At 46.1% G+C, this 22,184-nt stretch carries 19 protein-coding genes; 15 read left to right on the top strand and 4 right to left on the bottom strand.

Annotation, left to right across the window (positions count from 1 at the left end):
* The first annotated feature begins 17 nt into the window (after positions 1–17).
* The 3 genes from nikC (at position 18) to MHH57_RS05875 (ending at position 1,468) form a co-directional block, all read left to right on the top strand.
* Positions 18–929: a nickel transporter permease gene (nikC, locus tag MHH57_RS05865; RefSeq protein ID WP_209949669.1), complete on the top strand. Its 912-nt coding sequence runs from the start codon at positions 18–20 to the stop codon at positions 927–929.
* 172 nt (positions 930–1,101) lie between these two features.
* Positions 1,102–1,290, top strand: a complete 189-nt coding sequence (locus MHH57_RS05870; protein ID WP_342434950.1) for a hypothetical protein — start codon at positions 1,102–1,104, stop codon at positions 1,288–1,290.
* Between the two features lie 25 nt (positions 1,291–1,315).
* Positions 1,316–1,468, top strand: coding sequence for a transposase (locus MHH57_RS05875; RefSeq protein ID WP_245249064.1), 153 nt, complete (start codon positions 1,316–1,318; stop codon positions 1,466–1,468).
* Positions 1,469–1,613: 145 nt separating this feature from the next.
* Here the strand turns inward: MHH57_RS05875 and MHH57_RS05880 are convergent, their stop codons facing one another.
* From MHH57_RS05880 to MHH57_RS05890, 3 genes are all read right to left on the bottom strand, one after another.
* Positions 1,614–3,299, bottom strand: coding sequence for an ABC transporter ATP-binding protein (locus MHH57_RS05880; RefSeq protein WP_318626983.1), 1,686 nt, complete (start codon positions 3,297–3,299; stop codon positions 1,614–1,616).
* Between the two features lie 32 nt (positions 3,300–3,331).
* Entirely contained in the window at positions 3,332–3,895 is a 564-nt protein-coding gene (locus tag MHH57_RS05885; RefSeq protein WP_029516178.1) for a GNAT family N-acetyltransferase, read from the bottom strand.
* A 230-nt stretch (positions 3,896–4,125) separates the two neighbouring features.
* Positions 4,126–4,395 carry a hypothetical protein gene (locus tag MHH57_RS05890; protein ID WP_209949667.1) on the bottom strand — a complete coding sequence of 90 codons (270 nt, stop codon included), beginning with the start codon at positions 4,393–4,395 and terminating at the stop codon, positions 4,126–4,128.
* A gap of 135 nt (positions 4,396–4,530) precedes the next feature.
* Between MHH57_RS05890 and MHH57_RS05895 the strand changes: the two genes are divergently transcribed.
* From MHH57_RS05895 to MHH57_RS05910, 4 genes are all read left to right on the top strand, one after another.
* Positions 4,531–5,373, top strand: a complete 843-nt coding sequence (locus MHH57_RS05895) for a MerR family transcriptional regulator (protein ID WP_209949666.1) — start codon at positions 4,531–4,533, stop codon at positions 5,371–5,373.
* A 434-nt stretch (positions 5,374–5,807) separates the two neighbouring features.
* Complete coding sequence (gene dgt, locus MHH57_RS05900) at positions 5,808–7,223, top strand: dGTP triphosphohydrolase (protein ID WP_069012216.1); 1,416 nt, start codon at positions 5,808–5,810, stop codon at positions 7,221–7,223.
* 69 nt (positions 7,224–7,292) lie between these two features.
* A complete protein-coding gene (locus MHH57_RS05905) occupies positions 7,293–8,234 on the top strand; it encodes an MsnO8 family LLM class oxidoreductase (protein WP_029516181.1) in 942 nt (313 codons plus the stop codon).
* A 24-nt stretch (positions 8,235–8,258) separates the two neighbouring features.
* Positions 8,259–9,245, top strand: a complete 987-nt coding sequence (locus MHH57_RS05910) for a methyltransferase domain-containing protein (protein WP_069012214.1) — start codon at positions 8,259–8,261, stop codon at positions 9,243–9,245.
* 4 nt (positions 9,246–9,249) lie between these two features.
* Here the strand turns inward: MHH57_RS05910 and MHH57_RS05915 are convergent, their stop codons facing one another.
* Entirely contained in the window at positions 9,250–10,206 is a 957-nt protein-coding gene (locus MHH57_RS05915; protein WP_209949665.1) for a D-2-hydroxyacid dehydrogenase, read from the bottom strand.
* A gap of 225 nt (positions 10,207–10,431) precedes the next feature.
* Between MHH57_RS05915 and thpR the strand changes: the two genes are divergently transcribed.
* From thpR to MHH57_RS05955, 8 genes are all read left to right on the top strand, one after another.
* A complete protein-coding gene (gene thpR / locus MHH57_RS05920) occupies positions 10,432–11,007 on the top strand; it encodes an RNA 2',3'-cyclic phosphodiesterase (protein WP_029516184.1) in 576 nt (191 codons plus the stop codon).
* A 101-nt stretch (positions 11,008–11,108) separates the two neighbouring features.
* Positions 11,109–11,921 (top strand): cell wall hydrolase, encoded by an 813-nt coding sequence (locus MHH57_RS05925; RefSeq protein ID WP_029516185.1) that lies wholly within the window; start codon positions 11,109–11,111, stop codon positions 11,919–11,921.
* Positions 11,922–12,076: 155 nt separating this feature from the next.
* Complete coding sequence (locus MHH57_RS05930; RefSeq protein WP_029516186.1) at positions 12,077–12,760, top strand: metal-dependent hydrolase; 684 nt, start codon at positions 12,077–12,079, stop codon at positions 12,758–12,760.
* A gap of 463 nt (positions 12,761–13,223) precedes the next feature.
* Entirely contained in the window at positions 13,224–17,822 is a 4,599-nt protein-coding gene (gltB, locus tag MHH57_RS05935) for a glutamate synthase large subunit (protein WP_029516187.1), read from the top strand.
* 315 nt (positions 17,823–18,137) lie between these two features.
* The gene (locus MHH57_RS05940) at positions 18,138–19,775 is read left to right on the top strand and encodes an ATP-binding protein (protein ID WP_029516188.1); all 1,638 of its coding nucleotides are present in this window, start codon (positions 18,138–18,140) and stop codon (positions 19,773–19,775) included.
* Between the two features lie 116 nt (positions 19,776–19,891).
* Complete coding sequence (locus MHH57_RS05945; protein ID WP_029516189.1) at positions 19,892–20,530, top strand: response regulator transcription factor; 639 nt, start codon at positions 19,892–19,894, stop codon at positions 20,528–20,530.
* Positions 20,531–20,811: 281 nt separating this feature from the next.
* Positions 20,812–21,555, top strand: a complete 744-nt coding sequence (locus tag MHH57_RS05950) for a Wzz/FepE/Etk N-terminal domain-containing protein (RefSeq protein ID WP_029516190.1) — start codon at positions 20,812–20,814, stop codon at positions 21,553–21,555.
* A complete protein-coding gene (locus tag MHH57_RS05955; protein ID WP_029516191.1) occupies positions 21,539–22,177 on the top strand; it encodes a CpsD/CapB family tyrosine-protein kinase in 639 nt (212 codons plus the stop codon). Before MHH57_RS05950 ends, MHH57_RS05955 begins: the two co-directional genes overlap by 17 nt.
* Positions 22,178–22,184: the final 7 nt, after the last annotated feature.

The raw sequence follows: 22,184 nt of genomic DNA on the forward strand, positions 1-22,184 counted from the left end.
AAGGGGGAGCTTGTCCGATGTCACAATTTTCAATGGAACCCAACAACATACCGACGACACGCAGTACATTGGCGCATTTGCCTGTCGTGACTGGTCCTTGGAGAGACGCATGGAGGGCTTTCCGTCACAATAAAATGGCGCTCGTCGGCCTGAGCATTATTATCTTCTTTGTCATCATTGCTTTGATCGCGCCGTGGATTGCTCCTTTTGACTATAAAGAGCAAAATTTGGTGAGCCGTTTGCAGCCTCCTTCTGCGGAGCATTGGTTCGGTACGGATGATCTCGGTCGAGATTTACTGACTCGTACCCTGTATGGAGCCAGAATCTCGTTGTGGGTCGGTTTCTTGTCCGTTATTGGTTCAATGATTGTAGGAACCGCCTTAGGTTTAATCGCAGGATTTTACGGAAAATGGGCAGATATGGCCATCTCGCGGCTATTCGACATTTTACTGGCATTTCCGGGGATTTTGCTGGCCATTGCTATTGTGGCCATTCTAGGGCCTTCATTGGAAAATGCGTTGTACGCCATTGCCATTGTCAATGTGCCAACGTATGGAAGGTTAGTTCGCTCTAAGGTGCTGAGTGTCAAAACAGAGGAGTATATCACTTCTGCTAGAGCGCTTGGAGCCAATAATACACGAATCATCCTCCGTTATATTTTGCCTAACAGCCTGACACCAATCATCGTACAGGGAACGTTGGGGATCGGAACGGCTATCATTGAAGCGGCAGCGCTTGGATTTCTAGGCTTGGGTGCACAACCTCCTGAGCCAGAGTGGGGTAAAATGTTGTCCGATTCGCGGCAATATATCCAGAACGCGCCGTGGACAGTTATTTTTCCGGGGATATCTATCATGCTGACCGTATTAGGCTTTAATCTGATGGGTGATGGGCTGCGGGATGTATTGGACCCGAGGGCAAAGCGTTAGAGCAAAAGTGGTGAGGGATATAAAGTTGAGTAAAAGGTGTTCTCTGGCCTGTAGCAAATGGCTGGGGGACACCTTTTTACATGAGCATTTTGCATAATTTCGTTTTTGAAAATTAGGCATCAGTATCTTAAGCCTGAGCGAACAGCATGGGAAAACCGTTCAGTCTACGCTATTGCCACGGGCAAGGACTTACCTAAAAGCCCACCATCGCTTACTCAATCCGCCTGCAGAATCGCTGGTAGAGGAGAGCCGTACCCGACTGGAGACGCTACTAACCTTCTCCCCGCTGCTTCGCAGCGTATGTGAATGGAAGGAAGCAATGACTGCTCGCCTAACTTTAGTGCTGCCAAACTGGGATTGAGCGTTGGTGTGAGCAAGGCGAAAAGATGGACCACCCTGCTGTTGGTAGCACCTTAAAAACGATGCGCAATTGGAACATAGAAATCGTAAACTATCATCAATGTCGGTGGACAAACGCAACGGTAGAAGGTCGTCACAATCGCATTAAGGCCTTTCAGCGTCGCCATGTTGTCATTTAGAGGCTGATTGAATATGTAAAATTGTTAATATTTAGGAAGTGGAATTTTGTTCTGTCCCACTTCCATTTCATTAGTTATTTTAATGTCTTTACTTTCAAAGAGAACACGAAAGTAACTTACTAGAAACCTTTTTGCATCCTATAGTCTAATCTTCAGTCAAACGACCATTATGCCAAAGTTGTTGATAATACGGATGTGTTTTTTGTAATGCTTCATGTGTGCCTTGACCTGACAGGCGTCCTTCTTCAAAGACAAGGATTTGGTCTGCACTTGTAATCGTGGATAATCGATGGGCGATGATGATCGTCATCCGGTTTTTCGTTAACGCTTGAAGGGCAAGCTGCACTTCACGCTCTGATTCGTTATCTAAGTTCGATGTCGCCTCATCAAGTAATAAGATTCTCGGACTTCGTAAAATCGCACGAGCAATCGCAATACGCTGTTTTTGACCACCTGAAAGCTTAATACCTCCTTCACCAACCTCTGTATCGAGGCGTTTGTCCAGCTGCATGACAAAATCATAGGCATAGGCTGCTTTTAATGCGGCAAGTACCTCTTGTTCGCTTGCTCCATTCGTCCCGTACATGACGTTGTCACGAATCGTTCCATTTAATAACGGTGCATTTTGACTTACATAGCCAAACAGCCCACGCCACTCTGTTAAGTTAAATTGCTCAATGTTTTCGTTACCATACAGTATCGCACCTGATGTCACGTCATAAAATCGTTCAATAAGGGAGAACATCGTCGTTTTCCCACCACCACTTCGGCTGACAAAGGCGGTCGTTTCATTCGGTTCTAACGTAAATGTCATGTCATTTAATACATACTTTTCATTATATTTAAACGATACGTTTTGGAAGTGGATAGGTAGTGGTGTAGCAGATACTGGTTTCCCGTCTTGTACTTCACGCTTCACATTGAGTGCTTCAACAATACGCTCTGTCGCACCAAGTGTTTTTTGTAAATTGGTAAAGAACGTCGCCATTTGTGTAAATGGCATAATAATTTGCACTAAATAAATCATAATGGCAACAAGCTCGCCTGAAGTGATTGCTCCTGTTGCTACCTGTGAGCCGCCATAGCCGAAAATCGCAATCAATACGACCATCATGAGTAGCGTCATCAGTGGTGAAAGAATCGCAACAATCTTCGCTTCCTTTAAACCGTACTTGTACAGCTGCTGAATTTGCTTTTTACCGCCTGCTAGCTCCTGCTGCTCCGTTTGCGACGCTTTCACAAGACGAATATTCGATAAAATACGTCCTAATCGTCCGCCAAAGCCTGCTAGCTCATCCTGATTTTCTACTGAGATGGCATACATTTTTTCGCCTAATGGATACGTCACAAAAATTGTCAGTGGCACAGCAATCAGGAGTAGCAATGTCATTTTCCAGTCAATCCATAGTAAAACAACAACGGCACCGAGGATCGCAAATAGTCCTGACACAAAGGACACGAGCTGCTCGGTCACAAACTCCTTCACGACATTTGTATCCTGCGTAATGCGGCTCATCGTTTCGCCTGATTCATGCGCATCATAATACGATAAACGTAAATGTAGCATATGTTCCCATACTTCTGTCCTTAAATTCGCGACAACCTTTTCACCTAAACGGCGCATCAGATAAAACGCAATGGCACTTAACATCGCTTGCACAATTAAAATCGCAATGACTGGCAAGAGTGATGTTACGGCAAAACCCGCATCTGAAATTTGATTAATGAGCTTCATCGTTAACAGGGGGACAGCAAGCCCAGCTGCAACCTCCACTAAACTAATGAAAAATAAAAAGACTAATTGCCCCTTCGCCATTTGACTGCGATTCATCAATGCCCAAAGCTGTGAGACCTTTCCTTGCATTACGCTTCACTGCTTTCTTTTGTCATGACCTTTTCAAAACGGAAAAACTCATAATCTGCATCAGATTCAGGCTCTTCTCCTTCAATACTCGGTCCTGGATTGCCTCGGTGATAAAACTCCACAATTTTAAAGCCACATTTATTCACATAAAAATGGATGTTCCGCTTTTCAAAATACGGTGTATGTAGCTCCCAAACCTTCGTCTTTGGGAAAGCTGCTTCTATCGCTTCCCATGCCTTTGTACCAAGACCTTTGCCGTGTGCATTAGCCTTTGTATACAAGAAGTCCACTTCGTTTCGCTGTGTGTCGGGATTAATTTTTAATACGATGCCACCGATTCTTTCGCCATTTAGTACAATTTGACGCACAACCGAATCTTTTGCAGTAAGTGAATGCTCGAAATCCTCATCGGATGGGATTGGTCCCATTTCTGTTGGATCCTCTGCTTCTTGAAAACTATCTTGTAACCCTTTCATAAATGCCTCTTGTAATTCTTCCTTAAATATTGCTAGCTCTTCCTGCGGTACAGGGGCTATCGTAATTTGTTCATTTTGTTTTGTCATCTCTAAAACACCTTTCTCTTAAACTGAGTAAAATATTCGTCCGATTGTTAAAAATAGTAGACTCCAAAGTAAAGCACTCACCCCAGCATATAGCATGTACGATTTTAGAGGCATATGTGAAATGCCACAAAAGTACCCCGTAACATGGTGCATGCCAGGAACAAAATAGCTGACGATAATGGCCGGGGATCCGTATTTTTGAATCCAGCGTTCTGCCTTATTACGCCATTTCAGTGAGAAACCAAACCATTACCAGGCCAAATTAGTAGTGGACTACCGATTCTTTTGCCTATTTCATAACTAACAAGCATGCCTATCAGTGACCCACTAAAAACAGCTAAGAAAGAAAAACTATAATGTAACAGCCCGATTTTCGTGAAATAGCCAACAAATAGTACCATCACTTCATCGGGAATCGGAAGGCTAAATAACCCGAGGGCAAGCACAATAAAAACCGCTGCGTACCCGTAGTTTTCAATTAATTGATCAATATACCCCATGGCACTCTTCCTCATCAACCTAAGTACGTTCAACACCTTAGTAATTGCTTGTCTCATTTATGTTTTCGTGTTATGTTCGCAAGGAATAGTGTAAGGTATGGAGTAACTCCAGAGTAAAGAAAGAAGTGAAAAGAGATGAAAAATACATTCGAAAAAACATATTTGACAGGCGAATTTGCCAAGTTACTTGAAATCAATAAAGATACATTGCTTTATTACGATAAAATCGATTTATTTAAGCCTGCAGGCACCTTTGATAATGGCTATCGCTACTACACATTTGAGCAGTTCGATCAATTTGTAGCGATTCAATCGCTTCGTGCAGTTGAGGTACCGATTAAAGAACTCAAAACGTATTTTGACGCGCCTAACGTACAAGCGTTACAACAATTAGCAATGGAACAGCAAGAAAAAGCGGCAATGGAAATTCAAAAGTTACAAGATATTCAGTTTTTCCTAGAACGAACGGTTGCCCTGACAAAAGAGATGGAAGAAGTATCATTTGGAGAAGTATTGATGAAGCAATTACCAGCCGAACCTGTTGTGTATAGCGACGAGAAAATAGATTGGTCGTCGTTATCAATGGGGGAACTTTACGAGCAAACTACGCCATTTTTAAAAAAGCTTGGGATTAAAAGTACAGCCGCATACGGTACTGTGTATACAAAAGAAGATTTTTTAAATAAGAAGTTTGAAGGCGTAAGCTACCTATTTTGTCGCCTAGATGACCCGTCAGCAAGAATGAAACCAGCTGGACACTACGCGGTCATTTATCATCAAGGACCTTATGATGAAATCTCACAGACTGAGACTTATAATACGCTACTCGCTTATTTAGAACAGGAGCAGTTAGCGTTAGATGGTGATATTTATGAGGAATATTTACTGCACTCGATTGCAGCAAAAGAGGAAAAAGATTATATTACAAAAATTAGTGTGAAAGTAAAAACGCGTGAGGCGAGTTATCAGCCTCTTTAAAGCTTGTTATACTTTACGTCTATCTTGCTAGATAGGCGTTTTTAATTTTTCAAAATCTCTCTCAACAACAAGCCTGATAATTAGGTGCATAATTAAAATGATAGCATTAGGGGACAATTCAACAGGTCTTAGTTAATAAATAATCTTCAACAATCGGGCGCGTTTATGAAGTAACGCTGTAAAAATAATCAAACTCAAAACCATTAAATATAAAGTCTAGTTTTATTTTATTATACTATTTACCCTATATTAAGTTTTTTTGGACTTGTTTTTTTTATTACTCATCGTCTGACCACTGGCTTGGCTTGATAGGCGATAATGCGCTAGGTGGGATAGTTTGATGCTTACATATATAACTGAAAGTCATGTGAGCTTTCATGAAGCGCGAAAAAAATGTATAATCACTCCAATTGAGTACGTAGGGAGTGGGATTTATGACATGGCAGGACAAGAGAGAGCATCGGCAATTTGCGGAACAGACACGAAGCGACGCTTCACGGGCCGCATATGAACGGGATTACTCCCGTTTGATTCATTCACCGACTTTCCGTCGGTTGCAGGGTAAATCACAGGTATTTGGTGCAGGCACGGGCGATTATTATCGCACACGACTGACGCATTCTTTGGAGGTAGCGCAAATTGCGCGTGAAGCATCCCGAAGCTTGCTGCGCCGCCATCCTGAAGTAGAGCTGGAACAGGCAGATAACGCAGGACTGATCATTGACCCTGAGGTGGTAGAATGTGCTTCCATCGCACATGACTTTGGGCATCCCCCGTTCGGGCACAAGGGAGAAGAAGTACTGGACGGGATTTTGGATCAACTGATTGAAACAAAGGTAGAAAAGATATCCTCTGCCGGAGGCTTCACACTGGAGTCCAAGCGTGGACAGGAGGCCTATGCGCGTGAGCGACGAATTTATGAGCATTTTGAAGGGAATGCGCACAATTTCCGGCTGATTATGTTTTTGGAGAAGCGTGAGAACGTGGATGGTTTGAATTTGTCGGACGCTGTGTTACTGGGGATCAACAAATACCCGTACCCAGGGATTCTGAACAAAAAAGGGTTGTATCTGCATGAGTGGGAATATATACGTTCCATCCGCGAGGATTGGGGTATCCCTGATGGTAAAAAAACGCTGGAAGCCCAGCTTATGGACCTGTGCGACGATATCGCTTATTCTGCGCATGATTTGGAGGATGGGATTAAGGCTGGAAAAATCGAGGTACACGAGCACTTCTTGTATGATCCGTATTTAATTCGTCTGATTACGGAGAAAATCACCACGTTGGAGGATAGCTTCTGGCAAGGCTGGCAACTGGCTCAGATTGAGCAGAAGGTAGCGGCTGTGCTGAGTGAATTTTTGAAGGTGTGGAATGGCAAGATGCCGATGTGTGAACACGATTATTCCCGGACCCGCCGTGAAGTGAAGGCATACTGGGTCAGTCTGTTTGTCAGCAGCTTGGGTGTCATTGATGATGGAAATTGGAAAAAAGTGACCTTTGTACGGGATGGAAACGAAGATTTGGATATGCTGCGCACGGTGAGTGTATTGAAAAGCTTTGCTTGGGTTACGATGATCCGCGATCTGCGCGTACAGCGACTGCAAAAACGGAGTGAGTGGATGCTCAAACGACTTTGGTTGGCTTTTCTGGACCCGGAAACATCCAAATCTATTATTCCAAGCGACTGGCTCCAGCGCTATGAGCGCGACCAAGCCAAGACGAAGCCGATCTGGACATGGGAGCATATGGTCATAGACTATATTGCAGGCATGACCGATGCTTTTGCTGAAAAAATCTATAATGAGTTATACGGCCTGAAGGTGGGTTCCATTTATGATCTGGATTAACCTTTAAATTCCCCCTATATAGTAGAAGAAACTGGTTTATAGCTGATAGTAGGAGGGAGGATTGTGTCTATGCCATCTCGGTCTTTATCTATAAAAAGGTTGAATCTCGGTGTGCTCGATATGGTGCCGTTGCTGCCCGGTAACCGTCCGGAGCAGGCGGTTCAACGAGCTGGCGAACTAGCGAGACAGGCAGAAGCGTGGGGATATACACGCTACTGGACCTCGGAGCACCATGATATGGAGGGGCTGGCTTCCTCCAGCCCGGAAGTGCTGCTATCTCATATCGGGGCGGTGACGAAGACAATCAAATTGGGTGCAGGTGCTATTTTGCTCCCGCATTATAGTCCAGTCAAGGTCGCGGAATGGTTTCATCTGCTGGCCGTTCTATATCCTGGCAGAGTTGAATTGGGTCTAGGGAGAGCACCTGGTGGGGGACCTCATGCTTCGATGGCACTGAGCGGCAATTTTCTTCAACATGTGACGGAGCTGCCACAGACGATGGAAGCTCTATTGGCTTTGCTGGAAGGTACTTACGAATATGAGCAGGTGCCTGTGTTTGCTCGGCCGATGCCTGAACAGCCGCCAGCAGTGTGGATGCTGGGCACAAACCGAAAAAGTGCCGAATATGCCGCCCAGTATTCAACAGGCTATGTATTCGGTCAGTTTATGAGTGAACAGCAAACGGAAGAAATGCTCAGCATTTACCGCTCCAGCTTTCAGCCATCCAACCGGATAGACAAGCCACGTACCATGGTTGCTGTAGGCGCAGTATGTGCCTTGACGGATGAGCTGGCGCAGCAATGGACTGCTCAGATTTCATTGGGCGACCCGGCAATGCGAGCCAGTTGGCTGGTGGGAACGCCGTCGGTTATTGCCGAACGGTTACGTGGCTTGCAGATTAAATATGATAACGATGAGTTTCTGTTGGTCACACCGATTCCCGATTATGAGCAGCGGCTTCACTCCTACCGTCTAATAGCGGAGGCCGTAAATTCTAGCCTTGATTCCTAATGAAAAGATGAAAAGAGATCTGACATGAATAAACAGAAAACGAATATCGATGAAATGAAACCAAGCTACGTGTATACCTATGCGTGTCATGAAACAGAGCGTGAGTTATGTCTTTTGGAATTAAAATGTTTGTTCGGTCAGCCGCCCGTGCAGGATTCCATCCTGTTGTCCCATCGACGGCTGGAACCGGGGACCAGCCCGTTTATTCATCTTCGGCTGGATGTAGTGACAGATGCGGGAACACTGGAAGAGCTATGCGAAGCGGCTTCCATGTTACAGCTTGAGGAAGGAAAGACCTTTAAGGTGTTGTGCCTTAAAGAAGGTGACCATGAGGCCGGTTATGACGAGCGGCGCGGGATCGAACGCCGGATTGGTGCGCGTATTCATGGGCAGGCGCAAATGAAGACACCGGATATCACCCTTGGTGTTATTCGGATAGGAGAACGGTGGCTACTGGGCAGGTGTCAGTATAGCGACAGATCGTGGCAGGAGCGTCGTCAGAAGCCGCAAAATTATTCTACTGGACTACCTGTTCTGGTAGCTAGGGCACTTGTGAATTTGGCAGCAACTGATCTAACAGCAGCAAAGGGAGAGTCAGGCTCATTGAAACTGCTGGACCCGTGTTGTGGTATGGGCAATGTAATGATTGAAGCATTAAGTATGGGAAAGGATATTCGCGGTTGTGATATCAATCCGTTGGCGGTGCGTGGAGCACGAGTGAATTTGCGTCATTTTGGATATGAAGAAGATTTAGTGAAACTCGGGGATATGAATAAGCTCGAAGGCACATACGATGCGGCCATATTGGATATGCCCTATAACCTGTGCTCCGTGCTCCCGGCTGATGAACAAAAGAAGATGCTGCGCAGTCTGAGACGCTTGGCCGCGCGGGCGGTGGTCGTGAGCACGGAGCCGATGGAAACATTGTTATCCGAGTCAGGTTGGACCCTTACGGAGCAATGCCGCATACATAAGACAGGTATGAGTCGGGAAATCTCGATCTGTAAGTAGTGTGTTAATACTGAGTTTTATAATTAACCAAATTCAATGGCAGTTCCTGATCAGCGGCATAAGCATTCAAATTAGTAAGAAAAATATCTACCGCCCGTTCGGCGTATCGGTCCGTATCACCTGCAATATGCGGTGTGATCAAAACATGGTCCAGACCCCATAGTGGATGTGACGCAGGTAGTGGTTCTTCCTCGAATACATCCAGGCCGGCAAAGGCAATATGCTTTTGCTCCAAAGAGCGTACAAGCGCATCCGTATGAACGGTTCCACCGCGACCTACATTAATGAAGAAGGCTCCCTTACGCATAGCTGCAAATGCTTTTTCGTCAAAGAAGTGATGAGTCTCCTCGGTGAATGGCAATATATTTACCACGATATCCGCTGCTCCCAATGCATCGTGTAGTTGTTCGTTAGTATACATATGCTCTACATGCGGAGCTTCCTTACCAGAACGCCGGACTCCGATTACCCGCATGCCAAAGGATTCTGCAATCCGCGCTGTTTCACGGCCAATTTCGCCAACGCCTGTAATCAACAGTGTTTTGCCACGTAATTCCGTCAGTTGGCCTTTCGGTGGTTGCCATGTTTTCTGACGCTGCAAGAGAGCTGCTTGCTGTAAATAACGTGTATGCGATAGCAGCATTCCAAAGATCTGCTCTGTAATTGGAATGGCATGCACACCACTCGTATTCGTGAGTAAAATGTTACGCTTCTCCAATTCGGTAAGCGGTAGCTTATCAATCCCAGCCGACCAGGTTTGTATCCACTTCAGCTTGCTGTCTGGATGTAATGCATCTTCGGCAATATGCTTGGACCAGCCCAGAATAATCTCGGCTTCCCGGATTTGTTTAGATTCTAATTCCTGAGCTTTGCCAATAATCAACTCGTAGCCCGAAGCCGCTGCACGAACTTGTTTTTTTTGCTCTTCCGTCAGTTGATGTAAGCTTAAAATGTTTCCCATAGTTCATAGCCTCCTCGATTTTTAATTCCTTGGAGTTTCCAATATATTCTGGCGAACCATCTTTTCAAGAATAACAGATTGCTGAAAAAATTGCATAAGAAGGATAAAAACGAGCTCGCGGTGTCACTATATATAACAACAAATGGCTTTACCCTGATTAGGGACAATCCAAACAGCTGCTTTTGAGATATCCACAAATATCTATAGCAAAGGAGGTAAAGGTTGATGAAAGATGAATCGCAAAGACTTTTTACAGCTATTGCTCTCCCAAATGAGCACAAGAAGAACTTACATCATTGGGTGGAGCAGGATTTGAATGATCTTTCTTTTCGCAAATGGGTTGATTTCAGAGATTACCACGTGACACTTCAGTTTTTGGGTGATGTGGAGACCTCGGTTATCCCGAAACTTGAGCAGGTTTTAGTTCAAGCGGCAGCTGAGCATCACCCGTTCACACTTGGCATTGGAGAAGCAGGTTTTTTTGGCCGTGAAGAATTTCCACGTGTACTCTGGAAAGGAGTGACTGGACAGCGAGAGTCGCTAGAGCAGCTATATCAGTCTATACTTCGTGCTACCAAACCCCTTGGTTTTAAACCTGAGGACAGACCTTATCGGCCTCATATCACCGTAGCACGTTCGTACACAGGGGGACAGCCCGTTCCAGCTTCTGTGTGGCAGCCCAATGACCGAAGCGGCGGGCCTTGGGAAGTGGGAGAATTTGTTTTATATGCAACACGATTGGGTCAAAAACCAATGTACCAAATAATTCAAACATTCCCATTAATGAGGCGAAACCCTTGATCTATCAGCGAATTTAGTGATATAGTGTTTCAGCGTTATTCAAAAAGCGCATTTTGGGTTACATATCTGAGGAATGTGCTTAAGTTAACGGGAGGAACATTATGGAAATTATTAAAGAACATCGTTGGTTTGCACCTCTTTTGAGTGTGCTGCTTGTTTGTATATTGGGGATAGGCCTCTACGCTGAGGTTCAGCAAACACAGAATAATCATAAAAATGCATCCATGCATTCTCTGAGCTGGTCAGGGAACTCTGCAGCTCCTACATATGGCGACAGGATGGGGACCCATAAAGGGTCTAACAGGACAAGCCCCATCTTTGTTGCTGCTCATGGGCAGCCAAGCTGGAAAGAAATCATGCCGACTCCGTTACCCGCTTCCCAGATGAAGCAGGCGGAACAAGCTCGGAATAACGTTGCTACAGGCAAGAAAAAGCCTGAGGTCCAGCATAGCAAGTCCGCAATCCTAACCCCTCCTACAACCATCTACTTTACGAAGACAAAAATGCTCACGCAGGATGACAAGGCGTTGTCTACCTGGAGCTATACTGTCTCCGCTAAAGAACTGCTCCTGCTGCAAAAAATAGTGATGGCAGAAGCAGAAGGCGAACCGTACGAAGGCAAAGTGGCAGTTGCCAACGTTGTCTTAAACCGGCTGCGGTCAGCCCCATTTCCCGATACGATTCAGGCAGTGATTTATCAAAAAGCGCAATTTAGTCCGGTCGCGAACGGGCGTCTTCGTCGTGTTCAGCCCAACCAGGACAGCATTCGTGCGGTTACTGCTGCTTTGAACGGCCATAAAGCCGTGCCTGATAACACCTGTTTTTTCCTGTCGCTTACGTTGGCCCAGGACCTTACGGTTCATCATTCCCGTACCAAGGTGAAAACGATCGGTCATCATACCTTTTATAAATAAAGGCACCCTTCTACAAATAACAGCCCTTTCTAAACAATAGGGTTCAGCTTTGTGAACGGATTTTGTGGTACAGGTGAAGCCAGTATGCAAAAGAGGTATAATAGGTAAAGGAAAGTAACCCAAATAATGAAAGTGACAAAGGAGGCGTAGATGATATGAAAATCACATATTATGGACATTCAGTTGTACTGGTAGAGGCAGAGGGGAAACGGATTATTATTGATCCTTTTTTGACGGGAAATCCTAAAGCAACCGTACAGGCCGAGGATATTCAGGTGGATGCCGTGTTGTTGACACACGGTCATGCCGATCATTTTGGAGATGCTGTTGAAATTGCCAAGCGCAATGATTGTCCAGTAATCGCGGTCGCGGAACTGGCCGAATATTGTTCATCCTTGGGGGCTAAAGCTCACGGTATGAATCTGGGTGGGGGTCACCACTTTGACGGTTTCCATGTGAAATTCACACTTGCGTTTCACAGCTCATCTTTGACGGTGGACGGACAAACCATTTATATGGGAGAGCCGGCAGGGATTTTATTGACCATGGGAGGCCAAACCTTTTTCCATGCAGGGGATACTGGTCTGTTTGGTGACATGCGTCTCATTGGGGAGACTAACTCCATCGATGCTGCGGTATTGCCGATCGGAGATGGTTATACGATGGGACCGGAGGATGCATTGCTGGCAGCAAAATGGCTGCGTGCAAGCCGCGTAATACCGGTGCATTACAATACGTTCCCGGGTATTGAGCAGGACGGAGATGGCTTCTGTGATCGTCTGCACAAAGAAGGTATTGAAGGGAAAGCATTGAAGCCCGGCGAAAGTCTCGAATTTTAATACGGATATCTGATTTGCGTGAATACACTAGATGGTCTATTAACTTATCGTATCTCCTTTGTCAGCCTTTTCTGTTCCTTAGAGGAATAGGAAAGGTTGTTTTTTAAAAGTGAATATTTATACATAAAAATGAGATAAATTTGCATTGATACGTTGAAGCTGTAATGTAAAAGATTTATTATCACAATCATAAAAACTTTGAATTGCTAACATGATAGGTCAATGATAAAATGATAGAACTAATTAGATTCATCAGTGGAATCGACGTATTTTTCAAGTCAAGCCATTGCATAATTATTGAAAAACATACGCATTCGGTGGACCGTACCGCCTTGAATACGTCACATGTTTTGTCCCCCATTCCTCGTAGTTGTTCTTTGAGTTACCTCTTGTTGCCACTGTCTTCTATTCGGCCGCCTGTATTTCAGGCCAGCATGACTTTATAACAGAAAGGTTGCGTTCCATGAGACAGACAGGTTTACCACCCAAACAGGGACTATATGATCCCCAATTCGAAAAAGACGCCTGCGGCATGGGCTTTGTTGCCCACATCAAGGGAAAACCATCGCACGATATTGTAAGTCAGGCTTTGACCATGCTCGTGAATATGGAGCATCGGGGCGGTCAGGGAAGTGAACCTAACTCCGGTGACGGAGCAGGGATTATGATTCAGGTCCCTCATCTGTTTTTTCAAGAGGAAGCGGAGCGATTGGGCTTCAAATTGCCAAAGGCCGGACATTATGGCGTGGGTATGCTTTTTGTATCCAATGATCCAAAAGTTCGTGAGGTGCATGAGCAGAAGCTAAGAGATATCATCGTGGACGAAGGTCAAAATTGTTTGGGTTTTCGCGATGTTCCAACTTATGACGAAATGCTGGGTAAATCGGCAAAAGCAGCTAAACCGGGTGTGCGTCAGGTATTCATCGGTCGCAGTAGCGATTTGAAGGAAGAGTTGGACTTCGAACGGAAACTGTATGTCATTCGCAAACGTGCAGAGCTTGCTATTCGCTATAACCAAGAGGATGAGAACGGTGAGTCGTTCTATATTCCAAGTTTGTCCTGTCGCAAGGTTGTATACAAAGGAATGCTGACAACCGAGCAGGTAGGTAAATTTTATCTGGATTTGCAGGATGAGCGGGTGACATCAGCGATCGCGCTGGTCCATTCCCGTTTTAGTACGAATACGTTCCCGAGCTGGGATCGTGCGCATCCTTATCGTTTTATGATTCACAACGGTGAAATTAATACGATGCGCGGCAATGTGAACTGGATGCATGCGCGTCAGGCGCAGTTTGAAAGCGAAGCGTTTGGCGGAGACATTAAGAAGGTAAAACCCGTCATTAACCCAGATGGCTCGGATACAGCCATGTTTGATAATACGCTGGAGTTTCTGTATCTGAGCGGACGATCCCTTCCTCATGTAGCCATGATGATGGTGCCGGAGCCTTGGAACAAGCATGAAACCATGGACCCGAAGAAGCGGGCATTTTATGAATATCACAGCACTATGATGGAGCCGTGGGACGGACCTGCTGCAATGGCGTTTACAGACGGTATCCAAATCGGGGCGATTCTCGACCGCAACGGTCTGCGTCCTGCACGTTACTATGTGACCAAGGACGATCTGATCGCACTGTCTTCAGAGGCGGGTGTATTGGATATTGATCCTGAAAATGTGCTCTATAAGGATCGTCTCCGTCCGGGTCGTATGCTGTTGGTTGATACCCAAGAAGGCCGTATCGTTTCTGACGAAGAGTTAAAGGAACGTATTGCTTCCGAGGAACCTTATCAGCAATGGCTGGATGAGCACTTGGTTGATTTGGATGAGCTGCCGGAAGCACTAGAACAGCCGGAGCCTAAACATGAAAATGTAAATCAGCTTCAGCTCGCTTTTGGATATACGTTTGAAGAACTGCGCAAAATTCTGGAGCCGATGGCACTTACAGGTGCAGAACCGATTGGCTCAATGGGATACGACGCACCATTGGCGGTGCTGTCTGATCGTCCGCAACGTTTGTACAATTACTTTAAACAAATGTTCGCCCAAGTCACAAACCCGCCGATTGACGCCATTCGTGAAGAGATTGTAACGTCAACCGCAACTACGATTGGACCAGAGCGCAATTTACTGCATCCAGAACCGGAAAGCTGTCGCCAGATTCGTTTGGATTCGCCGGTGCTATCGAATGAGGAGTTTGCCAAAATTCGCCACGTGCACCGTCCAGGCTTCAAATCGATGACGATCCCGATCTTCTTTGAAGCGAAGGAAGGTGCTGAGGGCTTACGCAAGGCGCTGGAAGGATTGTTTGAGGCGGCTGACCGTGTCATTGACAAAGGTCATAACATCCTGATTTTGTCCGACCGTGGAGTGGATGCGGAGAATGCAGCCATTCCGGCGTTGCTAGCTGTTTCCAGCCTGCATCACCATTTGATTAAACAGGGTACCCGCACACGTGTAAGTATTTTGCTGGAGTCCGGCGAGCCAAGGGATGTTCACCATTATGCGGTGCTGCTTGGCTACGGTGTGAGTGCGGTTAATCCGTATCTGGCTTTTGAAACGCTGGATGTCATGATTCAGCAGGGTTTGCTGCGCGGCATCTCGCACGAAAAGGCAGTTAAAAATTATATTAAAGCGGCAACGAAGGGTGTCGTTAAAATATTGTCCAAAATGGGTATTTCCACGATTCAGTCGTACCGTGGGGCGCAAATTTTTGAGGCCGTAGGTTTAAAACAGGATTTTGTTGACCGTTATTTCACCTGGACACCTTCCCGCATTGGCGGTATTGGTCTGGAGGAAGTGACTATAGAAGCGCTGGTTCATCATAATCGTGCTTTCACCGACAAGGACGGCAACGACAAAGTGCTGGATTCGGGCGGCGAATATCAATGGCGTAACGATGGGGAAGAGCATTTGTTTAACCCGCAAACGGTGCATTTGCTCCAGCAGTCGGTTCGCTCGGGAGACTACAAGCTTTACAAGAAATACGCCAAGCTGGTACAGGGTGAATCTGAACAGTATTTGACGATTCGCTCCATGCTTCAATTGAAGCCTGCTGGTGAGCCTGTGCCGCTGGATGAAGTGGAATCCGCTGCATCCATTATGCGTCGCTTCAAGACAGGAGCCATGTCCTTTGGCTCGATCAGTCAGGAAGCGCATGAAGATATGGCGATTGCGATGAATCGGATCGGTGGCAAGAGCAATACGGGTGAAGGTGGGGAGAACCCTGCACGTTTCATACCGGATGCCAATGGTGATTCTCGTCGCAGTTCGATTAAGCAGGTAGCATCGGGCCGATTCGGTGTAACATCGAATTACTTGGTGAATGCCGACGAAATTCAGATCAAAATGGCGCAAGGCGCGAAGCCGGGCGAAGGTGGACAACTGCCAGGACGTAAGGTGTACCCTTGGGTCGCTGAGGTCCGTGGCTCTACGCCAGGAGTAGGTTTGATTTCACCGCCGCCGCATCACGATATTTATTCTATCGAGGATTTGGCAGAGCTCATCTATGATCTCAAAAACGCCAATCCGCGTGCTGACATTAACGTGAAACTGGTGTCAGAGGTAGGCGTAGGTACGATTGCTACAGGGGTAGCTAAAGGCCGTGCTGACATTATTCTAGTCAGCGGTTACGACGGTGGTACAGGCGCTTCTCCGCAAGGCTCCATTCGTCATGCGGGTATGCCTTGGGAGCTGGGTCTGGCGGAGACGCATCAGACGCTGATGCTAAACAACCTGCGCGACCGCGTAGTATTGGAGACAGACGGCAAGATGCTGTCTGGCCGCGATTTGGTAGTAGCTGCCCTGTTGGGCGCGGAAGAATACGGCTTCTCTACAGCGCCGCTCGTGGCGTTGGGCTGTATTATGATGCGGGTATGCCAAATGGATACATGTCCGGTTGGTGTGGCTACGCAGAATCCGGAGCTGCGCAAAAATTATATGGGCGATCCTGCCCATGTGGTGAATTTTATGCGTTTTATTGCAGAAGATGTCCGTGAAATTATGGCGGAATTGGGCTTCCGTACGATTCAGGAAATGATTGGACGTACGGATTGCCTGGATACCGTGAACGCCGATTCGCACTGGAAGAAGAAGGGCGTAGACCTGAGCTTGCTGTTGCATGTTCCTGAGTTGGAAGAAGGTAGTGTACGTTACCGTGTACAACGCCAAAACCACGGTCTGGAAGAAACACTCGACATGCAGCAGCTCGTACCGATGGCTGCGAAAGCGTTGGAGAACGGAACGCCTGTTGAGGGTACCTTACCTATTACAAACGTGAATCGGGCGGTAGGGACGATTCTGGGCAGCGAGGTCACCCGTAAGTATGGAGCGGCGGGTCTGCCTGAGGATACGATTCGCTTTAACTTTATTGGATCGGCAGGTCAGAGCTTCGGAGCATTTATTCCGAAAGGCATCACGTTGAGCGTGGAAGGCGATAGCAATGACTATGTCGGTAAAGGGCTATCTGGCGGTAAGGTTATTGTGAAAAAGTCTCACAAAGCGACCTTTAAGGCAGAAGAGAACATTATTATCGGAAATACAGCCTTGTATGGAGCGACCAGCGGTGAAGCTTACATTAGCGGAATCGCAGGCGAGCGCTTTGCCGTTCGGAACTCCGGCGCACGTATTGTTGTTGAGGGCGTTGGAGATCATGGTTGCGAATATATGACAGGCGGACGTGTAGCTGTATTGGGTGGAACCGGACGGAATTTTGGAGCCGGAATGTCCGGAGGTATTGCATATGTCTATGACCCTGAGGGGACGTTCCTGAGCCGTTGTAATCTGGAAATGGTGTTGCTGGAAGGTGTGGAAGAACCTACAGAAGCAGCGGAGTTGCGCGGCTTGATTCAACGCCATGTCACTTACACGGGTAGTGAAGCGGGACAACGTATTTTGGATGATTGGCAGACTGCGATTCAGCAGTTTGTACGAGTAATTCCAAAGGATTACAAGCGTATGGTTGAACAGATTCAAAAAGAAGAGGCAACTGGTTTGAGCGGAGATGAAGCTCTATTGGCAGCATTTGAAGCCAATATGCGTGAATTAGCACGTGCCGGGGGCTAAAATGTAGACTACCAGGTTCACTAAAAAAGGACTCGCTGAATACCGCTGTGATAATCACAGTGGTACCAGCAAGTCTTTTTTAGGTCGCTAAAATGTGATTTATTTCCTTGACAAACGTCATAAATTCTGACATTACCCCCAAAATGTTTTCCTGAAACGGTAAATATGTTATAAAAAGTACCAAATTTTTTGGAATGTAACCGTTTACGTAAGAGTTTATGTCTTGTTATTTATTTTTGGATTGGTTATGATTTTTTAGAGTACACAAACCTAATATGCCCATCGTCCCTTCAAAACACAGAATAGGGTGACAGGATGAAGTTGAGGAAGTCAGCAGAAGACAAAATGATTTTTCTATACCGTTATGTATCACTATCTTTAACGTCACTTGTTTTTCTGTTCGAATCATCTAGATTAATCGTGTGGCAGAAGCTGTTACTGATTGGTTTTCTATTTTTATCCGTTACAGCATTTACTTGGATTTACCGTAAATACAGACTTCATGATATGGTATTGAAATGTAGCATTGCACTAGAAACAGCAGGGATCATTTTGTTGTTATTCCCGACCGGAGGGATAAATAGCCCGTTCAAATGGTATGTGATTACTCCCATGCTGGTAGCTTGTGCTCATCTATCTATGAGGTACAGCTGGACGCTCCTACTTTCTTATATCGGTTTGGTGCTTACATTTTGTTATATCTTTTTTACACCAGGTCAATATTTTTTGTGGGATCTTATATTGCAGAACATTAATTTGTTTCTGGTATTGATCGTAACCACGATGGCAATGCAGGTTATCGGCGTCATGAAGGACGAACTGAAGGTGGCTAAAGAACAAGCCAATGAGACGATGGATCATATCAAGTCGATTTACCACATCATGGAGACGACCAGCCATAATGAGGCATTAAATCTGGGTCAGGTCATCTCGGATTACACTGTCAAGCTTACCAAGCAGAGCCGTGCATTTTTCTGGCTGGATAGTCAGGAGGAGGATGCACCGGCAAGCAGCCAGACAGGCTGGACGGTGGAGGAGGAAGAGCAGCTATTCGAGGAACTGGAGAATTACCGGGAGGAGTTCAGGGAAGAACGCGAACCATTTTTCAGACATCTGCCAGAATGGGGCGACTTTCTCATGATCACCGTACCGATGACGACCCGCTTTGTAGCGACGATTGGCCTCAAGCTGGGACCGGATCAAAGTCTGACAGGAAGACGCTGGCTCGTGCAACAACTGATATTCTTGGCTGAGCTGAGTGCTGTGTTTTTGGAGCGCTATGAGCTGGAGCGTATTGAGAATCAATTGATTGTGACGAATGAGCAGAACCGGATTGCAAATGAAATGCATGACAATGTTTCTCAGAGCCTTTTTGGTATTGTGTACGCAACGCATTCTCTCCGGCAAACCTGGTGTCATCAGCCAAAGGAGCAGGTGGAGGAGCAAATTGATCTAATTCAGCAATCTGCCAACCAAGCGGTTAGAGAGCTGAAAGGGGCGATTCATAGTCTAAGCTCGAAAAAAAGTGGAGGCTCAACTTGGTTAGGGACGGTGAAAAGTCATCTGCATACACTATCCAAGCTGAATCATGTACAAATTGATTTTGACATTCATGGTGATCATTATTCACTTCCGTATTTGTACCAAAAGGCTTTGTTCCGCATCATTTCCGAAGCGGCGGGGAACGCAATCCGTCATGGATTGGCCAAGCGAATTGATGTGAAGTTAAAATTGACGCCCCAAGTGATTAGACTGTCTATTCATGACGACGGAGTAGGGTTTGAGACGGCGAGAATGGTAGCAGGAGGTGAGGCGGTCAGTGCAGGCGGGGGCCTGGGCATGATGAATATGGAATATTTAGCTCAATCGATGGGAGGCGAATTTGATATTTCAAGTCGAATCGGAGAAGGAACACAGATCCGATTGTCCATTCCGGTAAATGCTTATGAATGAGGATTTTGCAAAATTCTCGAATAAAATGTGTGAACATTCTGCAATACAAAATCTGCGGTAACAATCGGATACATAGGGATTATGCAAATCCTGAACTGTAGACAGGAGGCCGAATCATGAAAATTGTCATTGTCGATGATCATCCTTTAGTACGGAAAGGACTCGCTGCGGTTATATCCATGCAGCCCAATGTTCAGTTTGCGGGAGAGGCCCAGAATCAACAGGAAGCACTTGTGGTGATTGAGGAAACGGATCCGGATCTGGTGCTGCTGGATTTGAAACTAGCTGATGAATCAGGGCTGGATATTATCAAGATAGCGCGCGGACGTGGTTTCAGAAGTAAATTTATTTTGCTGACCTCTTCCGCAACACGTGAAGATTTTCTGAAAGCAGAGGAAGCTTCCGTGGACGGTTATGTGCTTAAGGAAGCGTTGCCTGAGGAACTAATTTACGCGATTCATCTTGTCAACAAAGGACGCAAATATTATGATCCGGCTATTCTCGAAAACAAGCTGCGTGAAGATGCGGGCAATCTGACGGACGACCTGACGCCAAAGGAAAAGGAAGTGCTGGTCGAGTTGGGACAAGGAGCTTGCAATCGTGAAATTGCATCCCGATTATTTATCAGTGAGTTTACAGTCAAAAAGCATGTCAGTCAGATCTTGGCCAAGCTGCGGCTGGCGGATCGCACGCAGGCAGCATTGTATGCCAATGCCATTGGTCTGGCGAAGTACGAGCCAACAAACATGGTATGATGCGCTGACTCTATAAGCTGCATTGCACTTTCATATGCGAGTGAAATGAAAAGCCTCAAAATCACCAATTTTTGTGATTTTGAGGCTTTTTTCGATTTCTTTTTCCATAATCAACAATGTATGGTACAAAAGTATACCATGCCGTATCCGAAAGTATACATTCCCCTCCCCCTGTAGTGAGGGAGAAAGTGCCATTCGGTTCCATGTCGTTCACAGAGCCAATTGTTACAATAAAGTCATACTTAAATATGAAGAGAAATTGTATAGGAGGGAGGATTTTTGTGGAGAAAACCATTTTGGATTATCTAGTCCTGATTAAAAGAAGATTGTGGCTGATTGCGATTTTTGTCATTCTCTCATGTGTAACAACATACTTTGTGAGCGACAATGTCGTGAAGCCAGTCTACTCCGCTTCAAGCCAACTGCTGGTTAATCATATTTCCGCCAAGCAGGGGAGCAACAATCTGAACGACGTCAACACAAGTCTTAATTTGGTGGAAAGCTACAAGCAAATTCTCACTTCACCTAAAATTATGGACGCTGTTGTAGCGACTCATCCCGAATTCGGTTTGACACAGCAGAAGTTGGCAGAAAAGCTGCAGATTAAATCCTCGGATAAAAGTCAGGTTATCGGTTTGACGTTTGAGGCAGGGAGCTATCCACAGGCCGCAGCGGTTGTAAACGCGGTTACCCAGAAATTCGTACAGACGGTTCCGGGATTGATGGAATTGAATAATGTGAAAATTTTAAATGAAGCGGATCCTCAGGCCAATCCTGACCCGATTAATGGGAACCCGCTCATGAATATTGCGATTAGTTTTCTCGTATCGCTGATGATTGCATTGGGCACGATTGTGTTCCTGGAAAGCATTAACGGCACGCTGCGCTCGGAAAAAGAGGCAGACGCAGACATCGGTATTCCGGTAATTGCATCGATTCCAGTCATTCGCAAGAAGGACATCGATGGAGCAGCTGGAAATTCCAAAGAACGGGTAGGGGAGCGTAAATATGCTGCGATTGAATGACATGTTGATTACAGAAAGTAATCCATCATCGTATATCTCGGAATCATTTCGATCCCTCCGTACATACATTCGGCAGCAGGTGATTGGACAAAAGGACCGTGGGACGGTTCTATTGTTGACCTCGCCGGAAAGCGGAGCGGGTAAAACAACACTGCTCGCCAACATCGGAGTTTCTTTTGCACAAGAAGGCAAGAAGGTGGCTCTGGTGGATTGCAATCTGCATAAGCCAGCGCTGCACGAGATATTCGGAATGGAGAATACCGGAGGTCTATCGGCTTATTTGCGCGGTGGGGCTTCTTCCAAGTCTATCGTTAGGCATGGTGGCCTGGAGCTATCGGTTGTTCCCGGTGGAGACACCCTGTACAACGCAGCGGATCTGCTCGGTAGCGAACGTATGGCTGAGCTGCTGGAAGAGCTCAAACGTGAATATGACATCATCTTACTCGATTCAGCTCCGGCGCTGAATTATACGGATGCCCGCCTGATTGCAGGCTTGACAGATGGTGTGATTCTCGTTGCTAAACATGGTCGTACCAAACGGGAAGATCTGCGCAAAACAAAGCAACTCATGGAGCAGGCCAGTGCGACGCTGGTTGGAATTGTGATGAATCAGGTGAAGTAAGCAACAC

The sequence above is a fragment of the Paenibacillus sp. FSL H7-0442 genome, from assembly GCF_038593105.1.
Lineage (GTDB): Bacteria > Bacillota > Bacilli > Paenibacillales > Paenibacillaceae > Paenibacillus > Paenibacillus polymyxa_D.

Bases quoted from the DNA above. Each gene is read 5' to 3' on its own strand.
- MHH57_RS05945 (WP_029516189.1), top strand. From the start codon at position 19,892: ATGAAAATTGTCATTGTCGATGATCATCCTTTAGTACGGAAAGGACTC.
- MHH57_RS05895 (WP_209949666.1), top strand. From the start codon at position 4,531: ATGAAAAATACATTCGAAAAAACATATTTGACAGGCGAATTTGCCAAG.
- MHH57_RS05875 (WP_245249064.1), top strand. From the start codon at position 1,316: ATGGACCACCCTGCTGTTGGTAGCACCTTAAAAACGATGCGCAATTGG.
- dgt (WP_069012216.1), top strand. From the start codon at position 5,808: ATGACATGGCAGGACAAGAGAGAGCATCGGCAATTTGCGGAACAGACA.
- MHH57_RS05940 (WP_029516188.1), top strand. From the start codon at position 18,138: ATGAAGTTGAGGAAGTCAGCAGAAGACAAAATGATTTTTCTATACCGT.
- nikC (WP_209949669.1), top strand. From the start codon at position 18: ATGTCACAATTTTCAATGGAACCCAACAACATACCGACGACACGCAGT.
- thpR (WP_029516184.1), top strand. From the start codon at position 10,432: ATGAAAGATGAATCGCAAAGACTTTTTACAGCTATTGCTCTCCCAAAT.
- MHH57_RS05955 (WP_029516191.1), top strand. From the start codon at position 21,539: ATGCTGCGATTGAATGACATGTTGATTACAGAAAGTAATCCATCATCG.
- MHH57_RS05880 (WP_318626983.1), bottom strand. From the start codon at position 3,299: ATGAATCGCAGTCAAATGGCGAAGGGGCAATTAGTCTTTTTATTTTTC.
- MHH57_RS05905 (WP_029516181.1), top strand. From the start codon at position 7,293: ATGCCATCTCGGTCTTTATCTATAAAAAGGTTGAATCTCGGTGTGCTC.
- gltB (WP_029516187.1), top strand. From the start codon at position 13,224: ATGAGACAGACAGGTTTACCACCCAAACAGGGACTATATGATCCCCAA.
- MHH57_RS05910 (WP_069012214.1), top strand. From the start codon at position 8,259: ATGAATAAACAGAAAACGAATATCGATGAAATGAAACCAAGCTACGTG.
- MHH57_RS05885 (WP_029516178.1), bottom strand. From the start codon at position 3,895: ATGACAAAACAAAATGAACAAATTACGATAGCCCCTGTACCGCAGGAA.
- MHH57_RS05925 (WP_029516185.1), top strand. From the start codon at position 11,109: ATGGAAATTATTAAAGAACATCGTTGGTTTGCACCTCTTTTGAGTGTG.
- MHH57_RS05930 (WP_029516186.1), top strand. From the start codon at position 12,077: ATGAAAATCACATATTATGGACATTCAGTTGTACTGGTAGAGGCAGAG.
- MHH57_RS05890 (WP_209949667.1), bottom strand. From the start codon at position 4,395: ATGGGGTATATTGATCAATTAATTGAAAACTACGGGTACGCAGCGGTT.
- MHH57_RS05915 (WP_209949665.1), bottom strand. From the start codon at position 10,206: ATGGGAAACATTTTAAGCTTACATCAACTGACGGAAGAGCAAAAAAAA.